Source organism: Maridesulfovibrio sp. (genome assembly GCF_963676065.1).
Lineage (GTDB): Bacteria > Desulfobacterota > Desulfovibrionia > Desulfovibrionales > Desulfovibrionaceae > Maridesulfovibrio.
In genome coordinates this window covers 1,777,303-1,800,729 of record NZ_OY780933.1, presented here as the reverse complement: position 1 = coordinate 1,800,729, position 23,427 = coordinate 1,777,303, and the positions used below count along the sequence as shown (strand labels likewise).

Below are 23,427 nucleotides of genomic sequence, written 5' to 3'. Positions count from 1 at the left end.
AATCACATGGATTTACCGGGCATAACTTCCCGGATATTAACTGTCATTTCCGCATTGCAACAGGCTGCCTTCTCAGTCAGGGGCAGCGCTGTCTTCCAGCCGAGATTTTCAAGTTTCTTCCAGACCGGAACTGACACATCACGAACCGGCTCAGCCATCCAGATAATGCCGCCGGGTTTAAGCACCCGCCGAAAAAGCTTTTCCAGCGGATCAAAAAATCTTTTCTCGTAAAGGATATCCCCGCCCCAGATAAAATCGAAAGAATTCTCGGCAAGGGAAGGTTCCCGCCAGTCCATCTGCAACCAGAGAGGCTGGGATGTCCTGTTGGATAAAGCGTTATCCCGGGCAAAATAAAGCGGCGGCAATTCATAATCAAAAGCGACAACCTTTCCGCCCAGGGATTGCCCTATCACAGCTGTAAGCCCAAGACCGCAGCCGAGATCAAGACAGTTGCGCCCTTTGATTAAATCCGCGTTGCGATAAAGCCATTCTCCGAGCAGGACACTCGCCGGCCAAAGCTCAGCCCAGTAAGGCAAACGCTCATCATCGCCGAAGTCGTCTTCGCCTATTTCATCCCAAAGGGTTTCAAGATCAGCTGTACGCTCAATCTTCCAGACCCTTCCTGCGGTCTTAACTTCTATCAATTCCCGCTCACCGGAAACGTAATCCTTCAAAGAAAGCACTCCTGTACAAGAAATTCTTAAACTGCTGTAGCCTTATATTATTAATCCTGCGGGCCCTAAGCCTTACGAGCATTAATTTATACACCGTGGCTAGTGTCAGATCAAGCGCCTGCGTATGCTTTTTTTCGCCAAAAGACAAGACTGCGTAACACGAATAATTACAGTGCAAAATTATAAAATCATTAAATTTTAATTTATGGATAATTTTTCAGAATAATTTTCTGAAAATTAGGGCTGTCGAAGTCTTTTATTTCTTAAGCAGGAATGCTATCTGTTGTGAGTTATTCACGTAGACACTAAGTCGTAAAACATAAAAATTCAGTACGAATAGAAGGAGGCCCCATGATTCCGCAGGAACTTCTTTATGCCAAATCTCACGAATGGCTCAAGGTTGAAGGTGAAAACGGAACGATCGGTATCACCCATTTTGCTCAGGAACAGCTCGGCGACCTTACTTTCGTTGAACTGCCGCAGGAAGGAGATACTTTCGCAGCAGGCGATGAATTCGGTTCCATTGAATCCGTAAAAGCTGCCAGTGAAATGTACGTTCCGGTTGATTGCGAAGTCATCGCTGTTAACGAAGCGCTGGAAGACGCGCCTGAAAAAGTCAACGAAGATCCTTATAATGAAGGGTGGCTTATCAAGGTTAAAATTACCGGTCCCACCGACCAGCTTCTTGATGCCGCAGCTTATGAAAAAGTAACCGAAGAAGAAGCCCATTAATCCGGAGCGCTCTTTAATATAAATGAACACAAACTTCCCCGCCGACCGCTTAAGTCAGCGGGGAAGTAATTTTTTATACCGGAGGACAAAATGCCTTACGTACCCCATTCCCCGGAAGAAATCCGGGAAATGCTTGATGTGATCGGCGTAAACTCCGTGGAAGACCTCTTTGCCGAGATCCCGGCTGAACTGCGCCCTAAAAGCTTTGACCTGCCCAAAGGCAAAAGCGAAATGGCAGTTCTCGACATGCTGGGTAAGATGGCCGCAAAGAACACCACGGACCTGACCAGCTTCCTCGGAGCAGGATTCTACGACCATTTCATTCCCGCAGCGGTGGATGCTCTTTCCTCCCGCAGCGAATTTTACACAGCCTATACCCCCTACCAGCCGGAATGTTCCCAAGGAACCTTACAGGCTATTTTTGAATACCAGACCGCTATTGCCCGGCTCATGGACATGAAATACGCCAACGCATCTGTTTACGATGGCGGGTCCGCTCTTTACGAAGCAACCCTCATGGCAGTCCGCAAGACAAGGCGTAAAAAAATAATTGTAAGTGAATCACTTAACCCTATCTACCGGGTCATGCTTGATTGCTACACCACCAACCTGAATCTCGAACTTGTCACTGTGCCTCACGACCATGGTCGTACCAATGTAAAATCCATCGCTGCGGCAGTTGATAAAGACACAGCAGCTATAATTGTTCAGAACCCCAACTTTTTCGGTTCTGTAAACGATTTCACCGATCTGTTCGCCACCGTGCACGAGCACAAGGCACTGGCTATCATGTCAACCTACCCGGTTATGCAGTCCGTGCTGAAAACCCCCGGACAGATGGGAGCGGACATCGCAGTTGCCGACGGACAGTCTATCGGTCAGCCGCTCTCCTTCGGCGGCCCTTATCTCGGAATAATGACCTGCTCCAAAGCGCTGGTCCGCCAGATGCCCGGACGTATTGCCGGCCGCACCGAAGATGAAGACGGCAAGACCGGTTACGTACTGACAATTCAGGCTCGTGAGCAACATATCCGCCGCCAGAAAGCGACCTCGAATATCTGCTCCAATCAGGCTCTCTGCGCACTGCGGACCCTTATCCATCTCTGCCTGCTGGGCGAAGAAGGCTTACGCCGCACAGCGACACTTTCCGTGGAACGCGCCCACTACGCGGCTGAACGACTCACCGCCATCAACGGCGTTGAAATGTTCACCAAGGGTCCCTACGGGAACGAATTCGCAATATCATTGCCGGTCAATGCCTTTAAGGTAATTGATACTCTCACCGAACGCGGCATCATCCCCGGCTTTCCCGTGGGACGTTACTACGAAGGGTATGAAAACGTGCTGCTGGTAGCCTGCACCGAAAAGACCACTGAAGAACAGATCGGCATCTTCGCCGAAATTCTGCGGGGGGCAATCTAATGAAGACAGTTTTTGAAAAATCCGTTCCGGGACGCGAAGGCTGCTGGCCTGACGAGCCCAAGGCTAAAATAGAGGACCTCATCCCCGCCGAACTGCTCCGCGAAGAGGCTGGAATGCCCTCACTTTCAGAGCTGGACGTGGTCCGCCACTTCACCCAGCTTTCCCAGAAAAACTTCGGTGTGGATTCCAATTTCTACCCCCTTGGTTCCTGCACCATGAAATACAACCCCAAGTTCACCGAACAGGTAGCCGCCTTGCCCGGATTTGCAAATCTGCATCCGGTCATTTCCCAGCTCAAAGGGGCCGGACGCCATTGTCAGGGTGCTCTTGAAGTTATCCACGAAACCGAGTCCATGCTCAGCGAACTTACCGGTATGGCCGCGTTCACCCTGCATCCCATGGCCGGTGCCCATGGCGAACTTACCGGGGTTATGCTCATAGCTGCATACCATCGCGACAAGGGTAACAAGAAGACCAAGATCATCTGCCCCGACTCTGCGCACGGTACCAACCCGGCCTCCGCTGCGGTTGCCGGATACGAGGTTGTTTCCGTTGAATCCAAGGACGGCATCATCACTCCCGATGCACTGGCTGAAGTTCTGGATGATGAAGTTGCAGGCGTAATGATGACCTGCCCCAACACCCTTGGACTTTTTGAGACGCACCTGCCGGAACTGGTGAAAATGATCCATGAGAAAGACGCCCTGCTCTACTATGACGGTGCTAACATGAACGCCATCATGGGTAAGATGAGAGTCGGCGATGCAGGCTTTGATGTTGTACACCTTAATCTGCACAAAACTTTTGCAACACCTCACGGGGGCGGCGGCCCCGGTTCCGGTCCTGTCGGCGTCAGCGAAAGACTCAAGCCTTTTCTGCCTGTTTCCCGCGTTAAAAAGCTGGAAGACGGCCAGTACTGCCTTGATTATGATGCCCCCAAATCCATTGGTTATGTAGCTCCCTTCTACGGTAACTTCGGAGTGTACCTAAAGGCATACGCATACATGCTCCGCCTTGGACGTGAAGGTCTCACCCGTGCAACGGAAGGAGCGGTTCTTAACGCAAACTACATGCGCAAGCGCCTGGAAGAGCATTACAATATCCCTTACAACCGTATCTGCATGCATGAGTTCGTCGCATCTGTGGTTGAACAGGCTAAAAATGGTGTACGTGCTCTCGACGTAGCCAAGGCCCTGCTCGATAAAGGTCATCACGCCCCGACCATCTACTTCCCGCTTATCGTGAAGGAATGCATGATGATCGAACCGACCGAAACTGAGAATAAAGAAACCATCGACCGCTTCATTGACGATCTCATTGAGATTGCGGAAATGGCGGAGAATAATCCCGAACAGCTACAGGCTGCACCGGTTCTCATGTCCGTAAAAAGGCTTGATGAAACCAAGGCCGCACGTTCCATGGTGATTACTGATGACATCAAATAGTTTCCCCAAAGAATCACGCTCCTACGACCTCGTGGTCGTAGGAGCCGGTCCGGGCGGGTTCGACGCGGCGCTTGAAGCTGCGGAGGAAGGCATCAAAGTAGCGCTGGTGGAAAAAGACCTGCTCGGTGGTACATGCCTGAATGTGGGCTGCATTCCCACCAAAATGTATCTAGGTGCAACCTCTCCGGTAGAAGAACTTGCCGCCCAGTCCAAAGCCCGCGTTGCGAAGGGTGAAATCGAGATTGATTTCAATGCCCTGTGCACCAAGAAAGACCGCTTTATCGCAGCCACCCGCAAGGCTATGGCGCAAAAAGCGAAGAAGCTTGGAATTGATATCTACCCCGCTGTGGCCAAGGTGATTGAACCGGGTAAAGTGGAAGTTTCCCACCCCGAAGAACAGGCTGTACTGGAGTACAAAAACCTGATTCTCGCGACTGGTTCCCACCCCACAGTTTTCCCCGGACTTGAACCGGATAACGAAACCATCCTCGATAACACCGGATTCCTCGCTCTTACCGAAATGCCCACTTCGCTGTTGGTCATCGGAGCAGGATTTATCGGTCTTGAGATGGCCCAGATCGCCCATCGCACCGGTTGCAAAATCACCGTTGTGGATGCCCTTGACCGCATTGCGGTTTATGAAGATCCGGAAGTCTCAAAAGCTTTGCAGGGTGTATTCAAACGCCACAAGTGGAACATCAAGCTCGGCGTAAAGGTCAAATCCGTAACAGCGGAAGACGGCAAAGCGGTTCTGCGTACGGAAGACGGCGAAGAATTTTCAGCCGATAAGGCTCTTATCGCCATCGGACGCCGTCCCAACTCTGCGGACCTCGGCCTTGAAGTTCTGGGCGCGGAGACAGCCGGACCCGGCTTCGTCAAGGTTAATGAAAACCTTGAAGCCGCTGAAAACGTTTATGCTATCGGTGATCTGAACGGCAGGATTCTCCTTGCTCATGCCGCCAGCCATCAGGCCGGATACGTGGTTCGCCGCATTTCCGGTAAAGATAACGGCCCCTATGAGCACGGCCCCATCCCATCAATTCTTTACGGTTCCCCGGAAACCATGCGCGTTGGCCTCATGCCAACAGACCTCGAAGGAAAAGGCGAGGTAAAGACCTCCTCCTTCCCGCTGGTCGCCAACCCGATTGCACAGGCCTATGCATCTACGCAGGGCTTTGTAAAAGTGGTCTGGCTTGATGGTAAAGTTGCCGGGATTACCGCTGTAGGACACCATGTTGCCGGCTTCACCACCGCGGCGGCTATGATTGTTCAGGAAGGCTGGACCAAAGACGATATCCACAAAGTTGTTTTCCCGCATCCTTCACTGGACGAAGCACTTTTAGGCGCCCTGAAAGCTGAGCAAAAATAAATCCGCGTAAGACTGTGAGTAGTCTCTGACGGGATCGCTTACATTTTCAGAGCTATGGTCACATTATAAATCAGGCCGTAATATCTTCCATGATATTACGGCCTTTTAAGTATGCTACACCTGATTCAGGCAGGACGAAAGACATCGAGAAAGTCCATTCCGCACCCGTACCGACTAAAATTATTTACAAACAATACAAATCCCGCTGCAAAGAAAAAACTTGACCCAATCCACTTTCGATGCTTAATCCTTCTCACGTCCGTCCATATCCGGTTGTTTTGGGTCCAAAGAGACCCAAGTTTTTATTGCAAGGGCAGTGTACCTGTTTCGTACATCGTCCTTATGTGACGATTCCCCTGAGACCTAATTAGAAGATTGGGACCAGTTATGCAGGCAATTCGCCGTGCTGTTTCAGGAGAAAGTACGATCTGCCCTTTGTGAGTTTTTTACCCACCTTTTGTAGATCGAGATAACCGGACGGTCCCTCCAAAAATACCGGACATTAATTACGGTAGCTACAAACCGCCCCTGCTTTTAAGGGGCAGGTATTGCTTTATTTTTTCACCCCTTTTCCGCAAGACTGGAATACCCGAACCAGACGCTGATTATGCGTTCTGCTTTGCATTGCTGTACTTTTGCCAGCGATTTAAAATATACAGACCGAATTTTACAAATCCGGAATAGCTGAAATGGGAATCTAACACGCGCCCGGCTGAGAACTGGGGCGCGGTGCTATGTTTTTTGCCCTTTTTAATAAAACTTTTATATTTAATATATTTAGAGAGATATAACATCATGGAAAAATTCAAAAATTTAGGCCTTTCCGACGCTACTATTGAAGCCCTTGAAAAAAAAGGTTTTACCGCTCCTACCCCCATTCAGGAAAAAACCATTCCCATGCTTCTTTCCGGCGAGAAAGACATTGTGGGTCAGGCTCAGACCGGAACAGGTAAAACCGCAGCTTTCGGCCTGCCCATCATTGAAAATATACGCGAAGGCGCGGGACACGTTCAGGCCATTGTCCTGACTCCGACCCGCGAACTTGCGATGCAGGTTGCAGATGAGATCATGTCCTTCCGTGGTAAACGCAAAATTTTTGTAGCCACAGTCTACGGTGGACAGCCCATGCTTCCGCAGCTGAAAGCCCTCAAACGCGGCGTCGACATTGTTGTCGGTACCCCCGGACGCGTGCTGGATCACATCCGTCGCAAGACTCTTAATCTTTCCCAGATCAACAACTTCGTTCTCGATGAAGCTGATGAAATGTGCAACATGGGCTTCCTCGATGAAGTTTCCGAGATTATGGAAAATGCTGGTGACGAACACCGCACCCTGCTCTTCTCTGCGACCATGCCTCCTGAAGTCATGCGCATCGCTAAAAAGTTTATGGGCGATTACGATGTAGTTGCCGTGAAACGCGAAAAGGACGAAGCACCTCTTACCGAACTTATTTTCCACGAAGTAAACGAGCGTGACCGCTTTGAAGCTCTCTGCCGCGTAGTTGATGCCCAGCCCGGTTTTTACGGTCTGGTTTTCTGCCGCACCCGTGCCGATGCCGACCGTGTAGCCGGAGCCCTCGGTGAACGAGGTTACCCCGCAGAACCCATTCACGGAGATCTTTCACAGGCCCGCCGTGAAGACATTCTTATGCGTTTCCGCAAACGCCGCTGTAAGATTCTCGTGGCTACCGATGTCGCCGCGCGCGGTATCGACGTTCCGGATCTTTCCCACGTTGTTAACTTTGCGCTTCCGCAGGACCCGCAGAGCTTTGTCCACCGCGTAGGCCGTACCGGTAGAGCAGGTAAAAAAGGTATCGCCGTTACCCTGATTTCCCCCCGCGAATTCGGCAAGCTGCGTTACATCACTAAAATAACCAAGCTCAAAGTCGAGAAAAAACCCCTGCCGACCATCGATCAGGTCATTGATGTTAAAAAATCCCTCATGGGCGCAGAACTCAGTGAAATCGTTGAAGCAGGCAAACATCTTTCATATCTCGACCTCGCTCATGAACTGCTTGAAGATGTTGATCCGGTTGAGGCTGTGGCCGCGCTGCTCAAACATTCTCAGGGTGGAGTTCTCGATAAACGCAGTTACCGCAAGATCGAAGAATGCGGTGGCCCCGCTGCCAACCGCGGACGTGTTCGCTTCACCGCTCATGTAGGCCGCTCACATGGCATGACTCCTCGCAAACTGGTGGATATGATCTGCCGTCGCGCACGGATCAACCCTGTACGCATCCAGCATGTGAAGATTCAGGGACGCCAGTCCACCTTCACCGTACCCGCTGGCGATTCCGACAACGTAATGCGCGCAGTCAACAGGGCTTCCCAGTCAGAAAGACCCTTGTTGAGAAGAGGCTAGTATTAAATAATTTAAAAGGCCCGGCTCGAATCACCTTCGAGCCGGGCCTTTTTTTTGTTTACTATTCCAATCCCATTCCGGGGTGGTGGGCAGGATAGTCCATATCTTCTTCATGGCAGACAGTACACGTACCGGCCGCTCCGATGGGCTGGGCTTCACCCATGTATTGCAGCGGGCGCAGATTGTCGCGCTCATCAGCTGCGGGGAAGATCGCATGCGGGGCATTATGGCAGGCTGCGCACATCACGGCCTCCATTTCATCCTTGCGATTGCGGAAAAGCCCGGAACTGTCCTCGGTCCATTTATTAAAAGCTGAATCCGAGTCAGGAGCAGCATATTCAACATGGCAGTTCAAGCAATCCGGCTGCTGTTCCCAAGGCTGGCGGGCATTGATCTCTTCCAGATCATAATCAACCGGTGATATCAGTTTCATGAGAACCTTCGCCCCGGTTTTTTCCTGCTCTCCCTTGAGCAGGGCCAGAGCATGATCTTCCATGCTTCCATGACAGTTTACGCATTCCATACCCGCATCAAGATGAATTCCGCGCAGACTTTCCTGCGGATGGCAATTCATGCAGGCGTCATTTGATTTGCCGGACAGATAAACGGCGTGAAAACCGTGCAAAGCCGTGGAGAGTTTCAGCTGTATTTCACCGTCATGACAGGATCGACAGTCAATTACTTCACTATTTTTAAACCTTTCTTTAAAATCGGTGTTGTTGTCCCGGTCATGAACGGCAACTATATTTGCCGCAGTCTGGGCCGAAAATCCACCCTGCCCCGGAAAATTCCAACCGCCTCCATGGCAATTGTTACATCCCGGACGGGTTGATACCGGAAGCACTATAGTGGTGGTTGCGAGAAGCTTTCCATCAGCATCAAAAGCCTGAACATCAACCGGAGGCAAGGGCCGGTAGGCTTCCTTGGTATACGGCAATACATCAATGGGAGCTGATTGGAAGTAGCCGTCTTCAGCGCTCAGCTCAAACGATTTTTCCATTCCCTGAGGCTTGCAGACAATCTTCACGTCCTCACTCACAACCTCCGGCGGATCACCACGCATCAGAAGCTGGGCACGGACGATGCTTCCCTTGTCAGAGATGGACATGGTCCGGTCCTTATCGATGATCAGACGCAAACCTTCCAAAGGCCATGCCATCAGCACATATTCCTGATCAGCTTTAAAAGGAGCGGGGTCTATCTTAGACTCTTCCGGGACCATCAGTTTGGGGTCGTAGCCGGAGCCGAGAGAGTGGATATATTCCGCAAGGACCGTGCGTTCCTCATCGATACCCATGAATTCTGGCATATACTTGTTTATACGGCCCATGCCGGAAATGAACGCATCCAGTCCGGCGGTGGTATAGGTAGATGTGCGGGGCACGATGTCATTCATAGGGCCATCAATGGCATGACACGGAGCGCATTCCATCTGATATAGCCATTCACCGGCCCTGAGCCGATTCCCTTCATTGATTTCGCGCAGATCCTGTGGAACCCATTTGGCATTTTTCAGGATAGATTTACCCTTCAGCTTAACGGCCTGCTCCACAGTTATATTCGTGGAATAGACTTCGCCCCATACAACATAAGGCTTGCGGCCGGCCTCACGGATAAATTCAAATGAACCATAAAAAATCAGGGCCACAATCAGCATAACCATGGCCGAGCTGAAATTAACCCTGCGCGGCGCACAGATTGCCATGAACAATCCACCGAAAAGAAGTATCGGGGCTGTATATTTGAATACCTGCAGGAAAAAAGCCACTCGGTGCGATTTATGGACAACCTGTAAAGCCTGTTCAGCAGGCAGATAACCGATATACCAGTAACCGGAAATAATTGTGAGAACCAATCCGGTGAGGGTCCAAATTCCGCAAAAACGAACCAGCATGCAGCGCACATCCTTGCTCTTAATCCGTGCGGCAGTCACAAAACCGAACGCCCCTGCCAACATCGCGCAAAGTGCGGTGCGGAAAAAAAGTGCCGGCCAGAATGTAGGGTTGAATATCGCGTCCCAAAAACTGCGGGTTTCCTGCCAATGACCGGGTGTAAGCATAAAAGAGACAACCCCGTTGATGGTCAGGAGAGAGAGAAAAGCGAAAATAAAATAAAACCAGCCCAGAATTAGATGATCCCGCCGGTTCATTTTCTCCCAGTAGTAATAATAAATGAGCAGCGCAATTATCTCACCTACAAACCAGACCCATTCCGTAGCCCATGCGAAAAGGAATTCGCGGACCAGTACGAGGGTTCCCTGCGGACTGAGCAACGCCATGATGAACCAGAGCGCAACCCCTGTGCCGCCGCCGAAAACCATTGTCAGCAGCAAAAAGAATTTTGAATGTTTTTTTACGTAATCAAGCAGTTCATCAGAGCCGGTTTTGTATGCCAGCTTCTCAGTAACCACCAGAAAAAGTCCTCCGCCAACGGCAAACTGAGCTACGAATACATGAATGGTCGCAATTAACGCGATCCAGAACCCACCGCCGAAAGTAGTCAAATGCCAAATCGGATATTCCATCATTAACCCCTTTCAGCCTTAGCCATAAGTTTCAGCATGTAGACGATGCAGAACCCTCCAGCTATCAACGAGACAATGAATAATATGACAGGACTCCAATCACCTGAGACAGGTGCGGTATCCAGAGAAAAATACGGTTCCAGATATTTCTGACGGACGAGGTGACGCATGGTTGCCATAACCGGGACAATGAACACAGTTGCGGCCGTTGCAGCGTACACATTCTTAGTGAATCCTGAATGGAGCATGGCCAGAACAGCGATAATCCCTGCACAGAGAAGTATGGAGGCGGCCAAATCCTGCCCCATGAAGATAAGCATCACATCCTTCGGCAGAGCCATCAGGAACCAGACTCCCATAAGCACATTGACCAGAGTCGCGCGGGAGAACCATTTCATGCCGGTATCGATAAACTGGAGTTCACCTTTACGTTTGCCTACAAGGGCCACGAAAAGCCCTCCCACAGCCAGCGCGGAGACAACAAAATGAAGGAAACGCGGGTAAAGAACAGGATCGCCCAGATTAAGAATAAAACCATGCTGATCGCTGAAATATTCAGACCAAACCTCAGGCCGCAACATCAGGGTCATTTTATTGGAAAGCATAAAAGCAATGTAGAGAATTGAGCACAGAACCCCGAACATAAGCAGCTTGCGCCCGGAATCGCCCAGTTTCTCATAGCGGTAGTTGTGAATGTACATGGCGTAATATCCACTTATCAGAACCGCTATGACCGCCAGCCAGAACACAGCCATCAGGATAGAAGAGACATAACTGAACTGCCCGTAAACAGCCTGTAAAAACAAAAGAGGAGGCACTCCGGCATTAATGGCCAGTGCCAGCAGAGTCGGTAATTTGCGGGAAATATTCCGCGATACAGGTGTTCCCCCGGCAAGGGAGTGAATAAAAACGATTGCCGATCCACCGAAAACCGCATTCATTAGCAGCAGGTGAGCAGAAAACGCAACGATTGAAAAAGCGACAGGCCAGACAGGATGAACGGAAATTCCGATTGCTGCAGGCACAAGTGCAGACGGGTCCATTGAGTAATCCCCCTAATTGGATTTCAGGTTTAAAGATATTTAACAGGAGAAAACAGTCGACACAATAATAAACTCCTTATCTGCGAATTGATACACTTTTCCCCATACCAAAAGACCGCTGAGGGGAATATCGCACTTTATTTTTACGACTTATTTACGATTTAACAAAAAAAGTTCTTGCCAAACTACGCTTAAGTAAATACAAACCTCTCTACCGAGTGCCGAAGTGGTGGAATTGGTAGACACGCTAGGTTCAGGGTCTAGTGGAGGTTTCTCCGTGGAAGTTCGAGTCTTCTCTTCGGCACCATATTTCTCAGGTGTCACAGCTAAATGGCTGTGACACCTATTTTTTTTGTCCTGTGCACAATATCAGATCATTTCGCCAACAATATAATCACCCATATTTACTACATAAATCCCAAGGCGCAGGGTAAAAAGATACCCACACAAAAAAAAGGGGAGGCAAATTTTAATGCACTCCCCTCTGAATTAACCATCGGCACTTTTTTCAGCCCATCTCTAATCGCAGCACCACAGACAGGAATTTTAAATTTAGTTCGTGACGTTGTATGCACCCCGCCACTTTCCGGTTTGACTATCCAGCCGGGATACCGAAGATCGTCACTCCCAGACAGAGTATGCCGATTAAGCCGAACAATATGCCTCTAGCCAGGGGAAAAGGGGAGGATTTGAGTTTGCGAAGAGTCAGTATTGCCACAGCGCATTGCAGTACATAGAAAAGCGCGAAGGCACGTGAGGCATAGCTGATAATCTGGTACACGTCGGTCAGCCAAGTTATGATTATGGCAGAAGTGCTCACCACCACATAGTTATATTTTATAGGTATCAAGCCTTTGAAGATCGATTCGAGCAAGCCGGAACAGCCTGCATCATCTGCCGTAGCCGCAGAAAACTGGCTACCCAGCGCCGTCATGGTCAATAGAAAAGGAAGTATTGGAGCAACCGCTGATGAATAGTCGACAATCGCTGTAACTCCTGCGTTACTGTTCAGCCCGTTTTTGCTGATGACTATGCCCATGAGTCCAATGAATACGACGTAAATCCCGGCAGACACGAGCTGTGCTATCCGCATGGTCCGGATACGCTCTCCGGCCGGATGTTCGTCCCCGAGGAATCGGGATATCTCAAACCCCTGAACCACGATGAGCATCCCCATTACCAACCGTATAGTATGCCAGGAATCTTCAGGAAAAGGGATGGGATGAAGTTTCCATGTTCCGTCGAGGCTCGCCTGTACATTGTAATAGATCAGACCGGCCACCAAGGCCGCTATCATAGCCAGATTGACTCCTACCACGACACGCTCGACCTTTTCGATGCCTTTAAGGCCTCGAGCTGTACCCACCGCACCGATAGACACAAGGGTTATGGTTACCACCCATTTACCGAACATGGCCGAATCCAAGGACAAAAAGCTTAGTCCGAATTCAGCCATGAGCTGCAGGTAATAGGACACGGAAATGCAGTACGCAACAGACAGCACGATGTGCGATGTCTGTTCCAACGTGCTGGCAAGACCAACTGATTGAACCTTTCGCGCGCTCTGGCAATGAGCTACGTGCCGTGAATGATGGTTCCCATTCACCGGTAAGGCGCAACTGTTGCCTGATAGCAAAGGCTCACTATAGCGGATATTGAAGCGTATGACAGACCCTACCCCGTAAGCCAGAACAAGCAGACCGGTTATCGCCAAGACTGCGTAGTTACCCACGTTTGTATAAAGCAGAGGAACACAAACCAGAAACCCGGACCCCATGATCGAAGCCAGTGGTGTGATTGTGGCCCGCCATGCTGAGGAATTGGTCAATGGGCGATAGAAAAGTAAAAAAACGCCCACGATGATGACGGTAAGAACAACAATGAGATTGGAATAAAACAATCCTTGACTCTCCTTTTTCTTATGATGACTGAAACTATGTTATATTTGTAAATCTGACAGAACAAACCTTTCTATTTCATCGATTCTATTAAGATAGTCCTGAGTGTAAAGCGGCCCGTTGGCTGTAAACGCGGCTGCGTTATTTCTATGTACCTGACACCAATGCGCCAAGACGGGGTTGGGCCAGATACGGGAATACGTTTTGATCATATGTAATGTGTTGTGACAAACCGGGGTAAATTCCGCAGTCCGGGCCAATAAATCAGTGTAATCCCTGCCTAGATCCAGAAAAAAAGAACCGACAGCCCGTGCGCAGCGGTAATTAGCTCCTGAAGAGAGCATTTCCATAAGTTTATCCTCTGGAAATTTTTCCGGTTGCCACGGCTCAAGCCACTCGTCGGGAACAGTTTCCGCCTCGGAATAGGTTACGCGTTTCTCATTCATAAACTGCACAATTTTCCCTGCCAGAACAGGCCACATGGAGCCGATATGCTCCACATCGCGACTGGCATGCAATCCGGTGATCGTGTTGTTATTCTCGGTCAATTGGAACTTGAGGAATGGACAATGAGCTTCGATATGCTTCTCCGAACCGGCCCATATGCCGCCGAATATGCGGTCCATTTCAACTACAGTCAGATTCGCAAGTTCACTTTCCCAATTTTTAATCACAGCCCCGGCTGCCTGCCACAGGGCGGACCAACCATCAAGATAAGAATAAGGGTCCGGACCGAATGCCGGATAGTGGGATAAACGGGAAACAACAATGATGGGAACCTGGGGGAAGCGTTCACGCAGATTGCCGAGCATTTCCCGGTAGCGCTTCAAGTAAGCATTGGGATTTGGCTGTATCATACCGAAATCATTTTTCATCCACTGTTCCAGTTCAGGATGTTCCTTCCATGATTCGGGATTGATGAAAAAGATATACTTCAATGCGTTATTCACAAAGAGCGGACTGTTCTCGTGAAAAAGGTTAAGTACGATAAGCTGTGGAGCGGTATCATGAGGCGTTATCAGCTGAAATTGATGTGCTAGCTTGCGGTCATGATAAAATTTATCCAGCTCAAACTTATCATCCATTACAACAAGTTCATGAGGAATAATTCCGGGCGAGCTGTTATAAGTAAGCGGGGAAGCCAGTACCCGATAGGTAGATGGAAGCCCTGCTTCTTTAACTGCCCTGCTTAGAAAATCCATTTGACAGTTTCCCAAAAAGTAAAGCATTCTTATTCCTTAATGGTTATTGTTGAACTATGAGATTTCACTCTATTGCCGACTTTCAGTCAAGCCCGTAAATAATGAAAGAAATACAGGTAGAAACATTTGTTCTAGATCCCATGCAAACCAACTCATACCTGCTCAGTTCCGGAAATGAAGCTGTGGTAATAGACTGCGGCTTAAACCCGGCCCCCATGCTGCAGGCAATTAGGGAACGCCGGTTGACCGTGCAATCAATTTACCTGACCCACATGCATTTTGACCATATCGGCGGGGTTTCCGCGTTGCAGGAAATGACCGGAGCCGAAGTTTACGGTAACCATAAGGACCTTTACCTTAGTGACATTCCTATCAATGAAGGAGGATTCCTTGAATTCAAAAAAAAGCTGAATTTTGAAATCAAGGATTTGCGTCAAGGTCGCCAGACCATCCTCGATAATCCGGTAATGATCCTTGAGACTCCGGGACACACACCCGGAAGCCTTTCATTTTTTTTTCCTACATTGGGCTCCGCCTTTGTCGGCGACCTGCTGTTCATGATTTCCGTGGGACGCACCGATCTGCCCGGCGGTGATAGCAACGAACTCATCAGCTCCATAAAAAATAGAATCTTCATCCTTCCCGGATCGACTCAGATTTTCTCCGGCCACGGCCCCAAAACCACCATCAAACACGAAATGAACAACAATCCTCACTTTGCAAGATTATAAAAAAAAAGAGTGCCCGACCGCGAGCACCCCTTTATCAAATTCTTAAATCCGGCCTGGATTAATAATTCAGGCCAAGCTTCTTTTTCAAGTATCCAAAATCTATATGCTGCTCTACAAGTTCGACTCCATGCCTGATCTTGGCCGACTCACGCAGTTTATGGCGGGAAAGAATATCTTCCATCTTTTTGGCAACACTGAAAGTATCGTCACGAACCACTATAATCGGAGTTTCCAGCACTTCAGAACGGGTAAGGATAATATCATTGGGGTAAAGATTACCGGTCAGCACCAGACAGGGACACTCCCCTTCAAGAGCCACAAGCTGAACGTCTGAACGGTCCCCGCCGACGATAACCGCGGAATTGCGGTGCTTGCGGAAATGAGTCATAAAATTTTCCACCTGCATGGTCCCGATAAGGAAACTTTCCACAGGCTGATCGGTACGGTTATGCGCGGTGATGATCTTTCCGCCCAAACGGTCGGCAAGATCCCCGACCTTAATAGTACCCATAAGCGGGTCCTTGGGAATTATACCCAGGACTTTAACGCCCTTACGTTCCAGAAAAGGTTTGATAAGGGTGGTAATCTCGTCCATGAAAGTAGGCGGGATGTCATTGAGCACAACTCCGACCAGACTGTCGCCCAGCGCTTCCTTAAGCACCACCAGATAATCGTAATTAAGTTCCTTCTGAAAGCGGTCAATGACTACGCACTTGATCCCGAGTTTTTTGACCAGATGAATTCCATCCACTCCGCAATATTTACCGGAATACATAGAACCGGACCCGGCAACCAGAGTAAGGTCCTTACCTGCACTGATCTTGGCATAGCCATCGATAATCGGCTGCACATGATCTTCAACCTTACCGTTAAAGGCATGGACTTTAAAATCATGGGTAACAACCACCGGGGTAACTACGTGTGAAGGGTTGGAGACACCGAGGACTTTCTGAATAAAAAAGGCGTCCTCATCACCGAGCCTGCCGTCAACTTCAGCAGGTATAGCTCCCACGGGTTTCATGTAACCGAGGCTTACACCCTGCTTCTGGAAATACAAGCCCAACCCCATAACAATCATGTTCTTACCGGAATAACCACTGGTAGAACCTATATATAAACCGGACATAAAGTCCTCCTTGTAATCAAAGCTGAATCAACAGGATTATCTCATACAACTTCGGCGAAGCCTAATAAAAGATTTCACGATTCTCAAACCCTGCTGCAAAAAATTAAATCACCGGAAAAAACACTCTTCTTAACTTACTGTCATGCGCATATTGGCGACAACAGCTCCGTCAGGGCCAACAATTACCGGGTTGAATTCAGCTTCCTGAATTTCCGGCAGATCGGAAGCCATCTGCGAAACCATGAGCAGAACATCTTCCAGCGCGCCGAGATCAACTGCCGCACCGGAGCGCACTCCCCGTAAAATAGGATAGGCCTTGATTTCGCGAATCATTTCCTGTGCGTCATTAAGTGCCAGTGGAGCCAGTCGGGATGAGACATCACCGAGCAGATCCACATGAAGACCGGCCAGAGAAAAATTAATAAGAGCCCCGAACTGGGGGTCACGCTTAAAACTGATCACTATCTCGTGGGATTCCTTCGGACCCATGGCCTGCACCAGACAACCGGTTATGTAGGCATCCTTACATCTTCTGGCCGCGCGGGTGGTTATTTCAAGAAATGCCTTGCGCAGTGCCTGCGGAGTCTGGATATCGATAACAACCAGCCCAAGCTCCTGTTTACGGTAAATCTGGGGCGAAGCAACTTTCAAGGCAACGGGATAGCCTATTCTTTTAGCAGCCTTGGCCGCCTGATTGGAAGTCCGGGCCAGCACAGTTTCCGGCACAGGAAGCTCATAAGCCGAAGCCATCTGCTGGGCATCCAGCTCAACCAGCTCGGTCAACCCGGTCTTGCGGCAGTTATCAACAATGGACTTGGCTTTGGAATAATCCCGCCGGAAACAGACATCAATGGGCCAGTCCTTTTTCTGCCAGCGGTAGCAGCGGGTCATAGCGTCGAGGGAACGGACCGCGGCCTCTGGAAATTCGTAGCAGGGAATCCCGGCGGCGCGGAGCATCCTGCGGGCTTTTCTGGTCGAATAATCACCCATAAAACAAGTTATTATGGGCTTATCGCATTCCTTTTCCAGTTCGATAATATCCTCGGCCACCTTTTCCACATCATCAAGAATGTTGGCTGCGGGGGTAAGAATTACCATAATAGAATGAAAAATATCATCCTGCGCGACGGCCCGGAGAACGTGATGATAGGTATCCGCCTTGGCATCACCCAGCATATCGATAGGATTGTACAGGGACGCATAAGGAGGCAGCACTTCCTTCATCATTTCCAGAGTCACGTTGGAAGGCCGGGATATATTCAGTGTGCCCTTTTCGCACATATCGGCAGCAAGGATACCCGGTCCTCCTGAATTGGTGACAATGGCCACGTTGGCCCCTTCAGGCAGCGGCTGACAGGAAAAAGCGTGCGCCAGATTAAACATATCCTCCACATCCACGGCCTGCATCACTCCGGTCTGCCGAAAAGCGGCATTGTAAGCGGAAGTGGCCCCGGTCAAAGCTCCGGAATGGGCAGATGCGGCACGCGCACCGGCAGAAGTCTCCCCTGCCCGCAGGAGTATAAGGGGCTTTTTAAACGTGGTGTCGTAGGCTGTCCGCAAAAAATCATGCCCGTCTTTGAGGGTCTCGCAATAGCCGACAATGACTTTTGTGTCCTCATCACCGGCGAGATAATTTAGCATGGTGGCTTCACCTAGCACCGCCTTGTTGCCGAGGCTTATGAACTTGGAGAAACCGACGCCTTCACTGTTGGCCCAATCAAGAGCGGTGGTGCACATGGCACCGGACTGTGAAAAAAACGCGATATTGCCCTTTAAGGTAAAATCAGGATCAAGGCTGGCATTCATGGAAAGGGAGGAATTCATCAGTCCCATACAATTGGGACCAAGAATTATCATATCATGCTCTTTTGCCGTCCTTGCCAATTGCTTTTCCAGACGGTAACCTTCGCGTCCTGTTTCACCGTATCCTCCGCTGGTTACAACTGCGGCTCGTACCGGAACATCTGCCAGTTCTTCTACAGCCTTAATAGCCTCAGCCGGCGGCAGACAGATCAAAGCCAGATCGGTGCTTCGAGGCAGTTTACTTACGGAAGAAACAGCGGTGAGACCGTGAACTTTAGCTTCTTCCCCATTGACGGGGAATATTTTTCCCTTATATCCAGAGGAGAGAAGGTTGGCGATTATTATGCTGGCCTTATCCACAGGATCAGGAGATGCTCCTACTACGGCAATTGATTCAGGCTCAAACAAGGCCTTTAAACATGAATATGAGTACATTCGTTAATATAAATTCAAGCAGGTTTGTATGGTAGAAAATTTTTCTCGCCTCCAGCAAGGTATCCACTATCGATTTTCTCAAGTCAAGCATTTAGCCACGGCACTTACCCATAGTTCATGGGCAAATGAGCAGACCGAACCTACTGAGGACAATGAACGGCTGGAATTTTTGGGGGACGCGGTGTTGGAACTTTGCGTAACCGAGGAGCTGTTTAAACGCTTCGAGGGTGCGCATGAAGGACAGCTTACCAAAATCAGATCCAAGCTTGTAAAAGAAAAAAGCCTTGCCGCCATCGCCCGCGAACTGGAAATAAATTTGTTCCTTAAGCTTGGTAAAGGCGAAGAGGCTCAAGGAGGAAGAACCCGCTCCTCTCTTCTGGCCGATGCCATGGAAGCGGTTATCGGGGCTGTATTTCTGGATGGGGGCTATGCCGAAGCAAAAAAATTCATCATGCAGATATTTGAGGACAAATGGCCTGAGACCTTTAAAATTGAAAGCTCCAAAGACTTCAAAAGCAAATTGCAGGAAGTGACACAGGCCAAGTTCAAAGAACGTCCGACATACGTACTGACCGGTACCAAAGGACCGGAACATGAAAAAATATTTATTGTAGACCTGAATCTCCCGGACGGGAAATCATTTAATTCGGAAGGTTCCAGTTTAAAAAAAGCAGAGCAGACCGCTGCTGCCAAGGCTTTGGGTTATCTCGCTGACGAAGAAGAGTAATCCTGAATTTTACCTGCCCCAAAAAATTCAAGGACTGGGAGGCGGTGATCAATCGCCTCCACAGTCCTTAATCTTAACCCGATTATCTCAAGCGGATTAACCGCCGATGAGCTGCATTGCCATCTTAGGCAGTGAGTTAGCCTGCGAGAGCATAGCTACCGCGGACTGAGTGAGAATCTGGTTACGTACAAACTCGGTCATTTCAGTTGCTACGTCCACATCAGAGATGCGGGATTCAGCCGCCTGAACATTTTCTGCCTGTATAGAAAGGTTGGTAATGGTATTTTCCAATCTGTTCTGCATGGCACCGAGATTCGCACGAATCTTATCTTTAGAAATAATTGCCTGCTGGAGCTTATCCAGAGTCTGCTGGGCCAGTTCCTGAGTTGATACAGAAGTAGCAACACCGAGGGAAGAAGCTGTAGAACTTCCGATAGCAATGTAATAGTAGTCTTCCGCGCAGTCGTTACCTGTTCCGAAGTGAACCTTCAGCGGGCCGGTAGAGTGGAGCCCGGAACCATCGTGAGTAGAGGTCTCACCGGAAAGGTTACCGTTAAGCAGATGGATGCCGTTGAAGTCGGTAGCCATTGCGATACGAGTAATTTCCGAAGCCATGGCCTGAAACTCTGAGTCGATGATGAGACGCTGGTCAGAGTTATAAGTACCGGTGGAAGCCTGAGTTGCAAGCTCTTTCATACGAATGAGTTTTTCATCAATGACCTGCAGCGCACCGTCTGCGGTCTGGATCATGGAAATCGCGTCGTTTGCGTTTCTCATACCCTGGTTAAGGGATTTGATGTCAGCACGCATGAGTTCGCGAATTGCGAGTCCCGCTGCATCGTCTGCTGCGGTACCGACTCTCAAACCAGAGGAGAGGCGGCGGGTAGAAGTACCAAGGTTGCCATACGCATGTTCTAAGTTGCGTGAGGCGTGCATTGCCATCAAGTTATGGTTAATGACTAAGGACATATCTGAACCTCCTTGTAGTTCACAAAATTCCGTTTTTGTTACCCAAGCAAAGCACCTCACGTGCCAACTTTACTAAATTCAAATATGTCAGACATTTAAATATGTAAATAAAGTCTAGACTTATTTTTGTCAGGTTTAATAGTCAATTTTTTCCCACTCTCAAATACCTATCACGGCACAAGCGGCAAAGCTGTCCTAAACCATGGATAAATAGCTGTTTTTAAATACTTATATTCAACATTAAAAAAAGAAATAGGTAATTTATTCCGCTGTAGAAGATTCATTGCAAGTCAAAAAACCATCAAGCTCCCCAAAAAGAGATTCTAAATAAAAAAAAAGAGAACCCCACATCCGAAACGGCATATTCGGATGTGGGGTTCCCGGGTACCTGTGCAGTCGGGGGAGTCAATCCCGTCTGCGGAGGTTGTAGAAGGAGTTTTCCTATATATTCAGCATCAATCAGGATACTTCGTTCACATTAACGCTTGAGCTGGATAAGCTCGCCCATCATGGTGTCTGTGGTGGTGATGACCTTGGAGTTAGCCTGAAAACCACGCTGGGTGGTGATCATGTTCACAAATTCCACGGCAAGGTCCACGTTGGACATTTCAAGAGAGTTGGAAGCGATGGAGCCTTTACCGCTGCTGTTTGGCAGGCCGGTCAGCGCATCACCGGATTCTCTGGTCTCGGTGAAGAGGTTACCGCCTTCACGCCGCAGTCCCCAATCGTTATTGAATGAGGCGAGGGTCAATACGTAGAGCTCCTGAATCTGTCCATTGGAGTAACGTCCGGTCAGAACACCGTCTCTGCTTACGGAAGTACTCTGCAGAAAACCTGCGGTATAACCGTCCTGAGACTGAAACAGAGTTGTGGAGCCGGAGTCATAACTGGTTGTGGACAGTGCGCTCTTTTCACCATCGCCGAAGTTGGGGACATCAGCTACTGTTGTAGCCGCACCCGACAAAGCAGCCAAAGAAGAATTAGTTGGATCGGGGTTATTCCAGCCTTTATTGAGACCGGCTCCGGAAAGATCCTGGTTGTTCAAACCGAAGTTCATTTCAATTGTCACAGGCTTATTATCGGAATCCGTAAAGTTAGCATTAGACCTTGAAAGAAAGTTTGCGGTTAGAACCGGCAGACCATCCTGTGAAAACTCGGCAAGGGTCCACTCAAGAGGGTTCTTGGATGTAGTTCCGTCAAGGGCAGGAGCTGGTGCTGGCGCAGCATTACTCTTCAAAGTATAAGCTGAAATTCCAGTCATGTCGCCGGCGGCGTTGAAGGTCATGGTTCCGGTCATAAGCATACCGGCAGCGGAGTTACCCAAAACAGAGGTTCCATCAGGAAACTTGCGACCGTCTTCTGCGGGGTCACAGGTTACAACAAATTCCCAAACCTTCTTACCGCCTTCGTCTGTCAAATCCACCTGGTCGAAATAGGTTGTTACGTTGTGCGCGGATCCGTTGGCATCATACACCTTGATTGTGGACTGATAAGCGTAAAGAGAGTCACCGAGAGCGGGATCCTGACTGCCGTCCCATGAATCAAAAAGTGCGTGATAAGGGTTGGCACCACCGGCCCGGCTTGCCTCACTGGAATCAAGGTTGGTGATAACATTAATGGTAGTGGTTTCCTTAGGCGCGGACTGAAAATTTTCCAACCTGATATTGGTAGGAACACCGATAGTACGCACGGCGGAGCTAGTATTCACGCTGGTTCCGGTGGCAACCTGAGAGCTGCTTTCGTCCTGAACTTGCCAGCCCTGAAGCACGTAACCGTGAGGGTCTGTGAGGTAACCGTCTTTATCAAAGCGGAAGTTACCGGCCCTTGTGTAATAAGAAGTATCTTCATCCTTGGGAGATACTATGAAAAATCCGTCACCACCGATTGCGAGGTCGGTGGACTCAGAAGTTGTTTCAAACGACCCCTGAGCGTAGTCGGCATAAATTGCCCCGACCTGTACACCGCGACCAACCTGAGCGATACCTGTGGCGGTGGACATGTCCTGACTGATGGCATCTTCAAAGTGCATCTTGGCACTCTTGAAACCGATTGTGTTTACGTTTGCAATGTTGTTACCAAGCACGGACATCTTATCGCCATGTGCCTGTAAGCCTGTGATACCTGAGAATAATGATGCTGATAAACCCATTAGAACCTCCTGAAGTCCTGTTGACTCACGAATTCAGCTTTTTTCTTCATGCAGGGTCTTGCCGTAGACCTGTTAGCTTGAAGAATCATCTTTGCTTGAAGAATCATCTTTGTTTGAAGAATCTGCCACTTCCGTTGGACTTACTACTTCCTTGATGTTGAGGAAGTTGATGTAGCGACCGTCTTTAAGGTGCAAAAACTGCTTGCCGCCTTCGGAAACAACTCCGGACACTTCGCCACTGACTTCCGTCTTAACCATTACCGGACTGCCGCTAGCGTCTTCCGCCGCCATGGCTATAGTGTAAACACCATCCGGAACATCCTTACCGGCCCAGTCCTTCCCGTCCCATTCGAACTCATAGGTTCCTTTAGCCTTTGATCCGAGCTGGACTGTACGCATAAGGTTTTGATTTTTGTCGTAAATATTGATGAAAGCATTTGCCACCGGTTCTCCCAGACCGTAAAAGATCTTACTGATCTCTCCGTTGTCACGACTGATATTGTAACCTTCAGCCTTGACTTCTTTGCCTATGAAGCTCACCGCGGAAACCATCTGTTCCTGAGTACCTTTATTAAGCATGGCTTCCATGCTGGTATTCATCTTGGTGAGCTGTTCCAGACTGGAGAACTGTGTCATCTGCGCCATATACTCTTTATCTTCCATGGGATTGGCCGGGTCCTGATTCTGCATCTGGGTAAGAAGAAGCTTCAGGAAATCATCCTGATCGAGCTGACTTTTATGCTCGGGCTGATTGCTGGCCGCCATATCGGCCTCCGCCCTACCGAGAATATTGCTGAATCCTACGTATCCCATGACT

General features: G+C 49.3%; 17 protein-coding genes and 1 tRNA gene. 8 read left to right on the top strand and 10 right to left on the bottom strand.

Annotated elements, in window-relative coordinates; translation table 11 throughout:
• Positions 1–2: 2 nt before the first annotated feature.
• Positions 3–683, bottom strand: a complete 681-nt coding sequence (locus ACKU35_RS08060) for a class I SAM-dependent methyltransferase (protein WP_319764822.1) — start codon at positions 681–683, stop codon at positions 3–5.
• A gap of 342 nt (positions 684–1,025) precedes the next feature.
• On the opposite strand from ACKU35_RS08060, the gene gcvH reads away from it, so the two are divergent.
• From gcvH to ACKU35_RS08035, 5 genes are all read left to right on the top strand, one after another.
• Entirely contained in the window at positions 1,026–1,406 is a 381-nt protein-coding gene (gene gcvH, locus ACKU35_RS08055; RefSeq protein ID WP_319764819.1) for a glycine cleavage system protein GcvH, read from the top strand.
• A gap of 90 nt (positions 1,407–1,496) precedes the next feature.
• Positions 1,497–2,828 carry an aminomethyl-transferring glycine dehydrogenase subunit GcvPA gene (gcvPA, locus tag ACKU35_RS08050; RefSeq protein WP_319764818.1) on the top strand — a complete coding sequence of 444 codons (1,332 nt, stop codon included), beginning with the start codon at positions 1,497–1,499 and terminating at the stop codon, positions 2,826–2,828.
• Positions 2,828–4,273 carry an aminomethyl-transferring glycine dehydrogenase subunit GcvPB gene (gene gcvPB, locus ACKU35_RS08045; RefSeq protein ID WP_319764816.1) on the top strand — a complete coding sequence of 482 codons (1,446 nt, stop codon included), beginning with the start codon at positions 2,828–2,830 and terminating at the stop codon, positions 4,271–4,273. The genes gcvPA and gcvPB overlap by 1 nt, the downstream gene beginning before the upstream one ends.
• Positions 4,260–5,642 (top strand): FAD-dependent oxidoreductase, encoded by a 1,383-nt coding sequence (locus tag ACKU35_RS08040; RefSeq protein ID WP_319764814.1) that lies wholly within the window; start codon positions 4,260–4,262, stop codon positions 5,640–5,642. Before gcvPB ends, ACKU35_RS08040 begins: the two co-directional genes overlap by 14 nt.
• Before the next feature lie 795 nt (positions 5,643–6,437).
• Positions 6,438–8,003 (top strand): DEAD/DEAH box helicase, encoded by a 1,566-nt coding sequence (locus ACKU35_RS08035; RefSeq protein ID WP_319764812.1) that lies wholly within the window; start codon positions 6,438–6,440, stop codon positions 8,001–8,003.
• A gap of 61 nt (positions 8,004–8,064) precedes the next feature.
• Here the strand turns inward: ACKU35_RS08035 and ACKU35_RS08030 are convergent, their stop codons facing one another.
• Both ACKU35_RS08030 and ACKU35_RS08025 read right to left on the bottom strand, forming a co-directional pair.
• Positions 8,065–10,527: a cytochrome ubiquinol oxidase subunit I gene (locus ACKU35_RS08030; protein WP_319764810.1), complete on the bottom strand. Its 2,463-nt coding sequence runs from the start codon at positions 10,525–10,527 to the stop codon at positions 8,065–8,067.
• A 2-nt stretch (positions 10,528–10,529) separates the two neighbouring features.
• Complete coding sequence (locus ACKU35_RS08025; protein WP_319764808.1) at positions 10,530–11,570, bottom strand: hypothetical protein; 1,041 nt, start codon at positions 11,568–11,570, stop codon at positions 10,530–10,532.
• Between the two features lie 220 nt (positions 11,571–11,790).
• Between ACKU35_RS08025 and ACKU35_RS08020 the strand changes: the two genes are divergently transcribed.
• A tRNA-Leu gene (locus tag ACKU35_RS08020) sits at positions 11,791–11,877 on the top strand.
• A 288-nt stretch (positions 11,878–12,165) separates the two neighbouring features.
• Here ACKU35_RS08020 and ACKU35_RS08015 read toward each other — a convergent pair.
• Positions 12,166–13,470: an amino acid permease gene (locus ACKU35_RS08015; RefSeq protein WP_319764806.1), complete on the bottom strand. Its 1,305-nt coding sequence runs from the start codon at positions 13,468–13,470 to the stop codon at positions 12,166–12,168.
• Between the two features lie 39 nt (positions 13,471–13,509).
• A complete protein-coding gene (locus ACKU35_RS08010) occupies positions 13,510–14,670 on the bottom strand; it encodes an SGNH/GDSL hydrolase family protein (protein WP_319764804.1) in 1,161 nt (386 codons plus the stop codon).
• Between the two features lie 101 nt (positions 14,671–14,771).
• Here ACKU35_RS08010 and ACKU35_RS08005 point away from each other — a divergent pair, with 101 nt between their 5' ends.
• The gene (locus tag ACKU35_RS08005) at positions 14,772–15,401 is read left to right on the top strand and encodes an MBL fold metallo-hydrolase (RefSeq protein ID WP_319764802.1); all 630 of its coding nucleotides are present in this window, start codon (positions 14,772–14,774) and stop codon (positions 15,399–15,401) included.
• Positions 15,402–15,459: 58 nt separating this feature from the next.
• Here ACKU35_RS08005 and ACKU35_RS08000 read toward each other — a convergent pair whose 3' ends face one another.
• Together ACKU35_RS08000 and ACKU35_RS07995 are read right to left on the bottom strand one after the other, a co-directional pair.
• A complete protein-coding gene (locus tag ACKU35_RS08000) occupies positions 15,460–16,527 on the bottom strand; it encodes a phosphotransacetylase family protein (RefSeq protein ID WP_319764800.1) in 1,068 nt (355 codons plus the stop codon).
• A 129-nt stretch (positions 16,528–16,656) separates the two neighbouring features.
• A complete protein-coding gene (locus ACKU35_RS07995) occupies positions 16,657–18,738 on the bottom strand; it encodes an acetate--CoA ligase family protein (protein WP_319764799.1) in 2,082 nt (693 codons plus the stop codon).
• Between the two features lie 55 nt (positions 18,739–18,793).
• Between ACKU35_RS07995 and rnc the strand changes: the two genes are divergently transcribed.
• On the top strand, positions 18,794–19,492 hold the full coding sequence (rnc, locus tag ACKU35_RS07990) for a ribonuclease III (RefSeq protein ID WP_319764797.1): 699 nt from the start codon (positions 18,794–18,796) through the stop codon (positions 19,490–19,492).
• 96 nt (positions 19,493–19,588) lie between these two features.
• Here rnc and ACKU35_RS07985 read toward each other — a convergent pair whose 3' ends face one another.
• From ACKU35_RS07985 to ACKU35_RS07975, 3 genes are all read right to left on the bottom strand, one after another.
• On the bottom strand, positions 19,589–20,461 hold the full coding sequence (locus ACKU35_RS07985; RefSeq protein WP_319764795.1) for a flagellin: 873 nt from the start codon (positions 20,459–20,461) through the stop codon (positions 19,589–19,591).
• Between the two features lie 478 nt (positions 20,462–20,939).
• Positions 20,940–22,610: a flagellar hook protein FlgE gene (locus tag ACKU35_RS07980; protein WP_319764793.1), complete on the bottom strand. Its 1,671-nt coding sequence runs from the start codon at positions 22,608–22,610 to the stop codon at positions 20,940–20,942.
• 72 nt (positions 22,611–22,682) lie between these two features.
• Positions 22,683–23,423 (bottom strand): flagellar hook assembly protein FlgD, encoded by a 741-nt coding sequence (locus ACKU35_RS07975; RefSeq protein ID WP_319764791.1) that lies wholly within the window; start codon positions 23,421–23,423, stop codon positions 22,683–22,685.
• Positions 23,424–23,427: the final 4 nt, after the last annotated feature.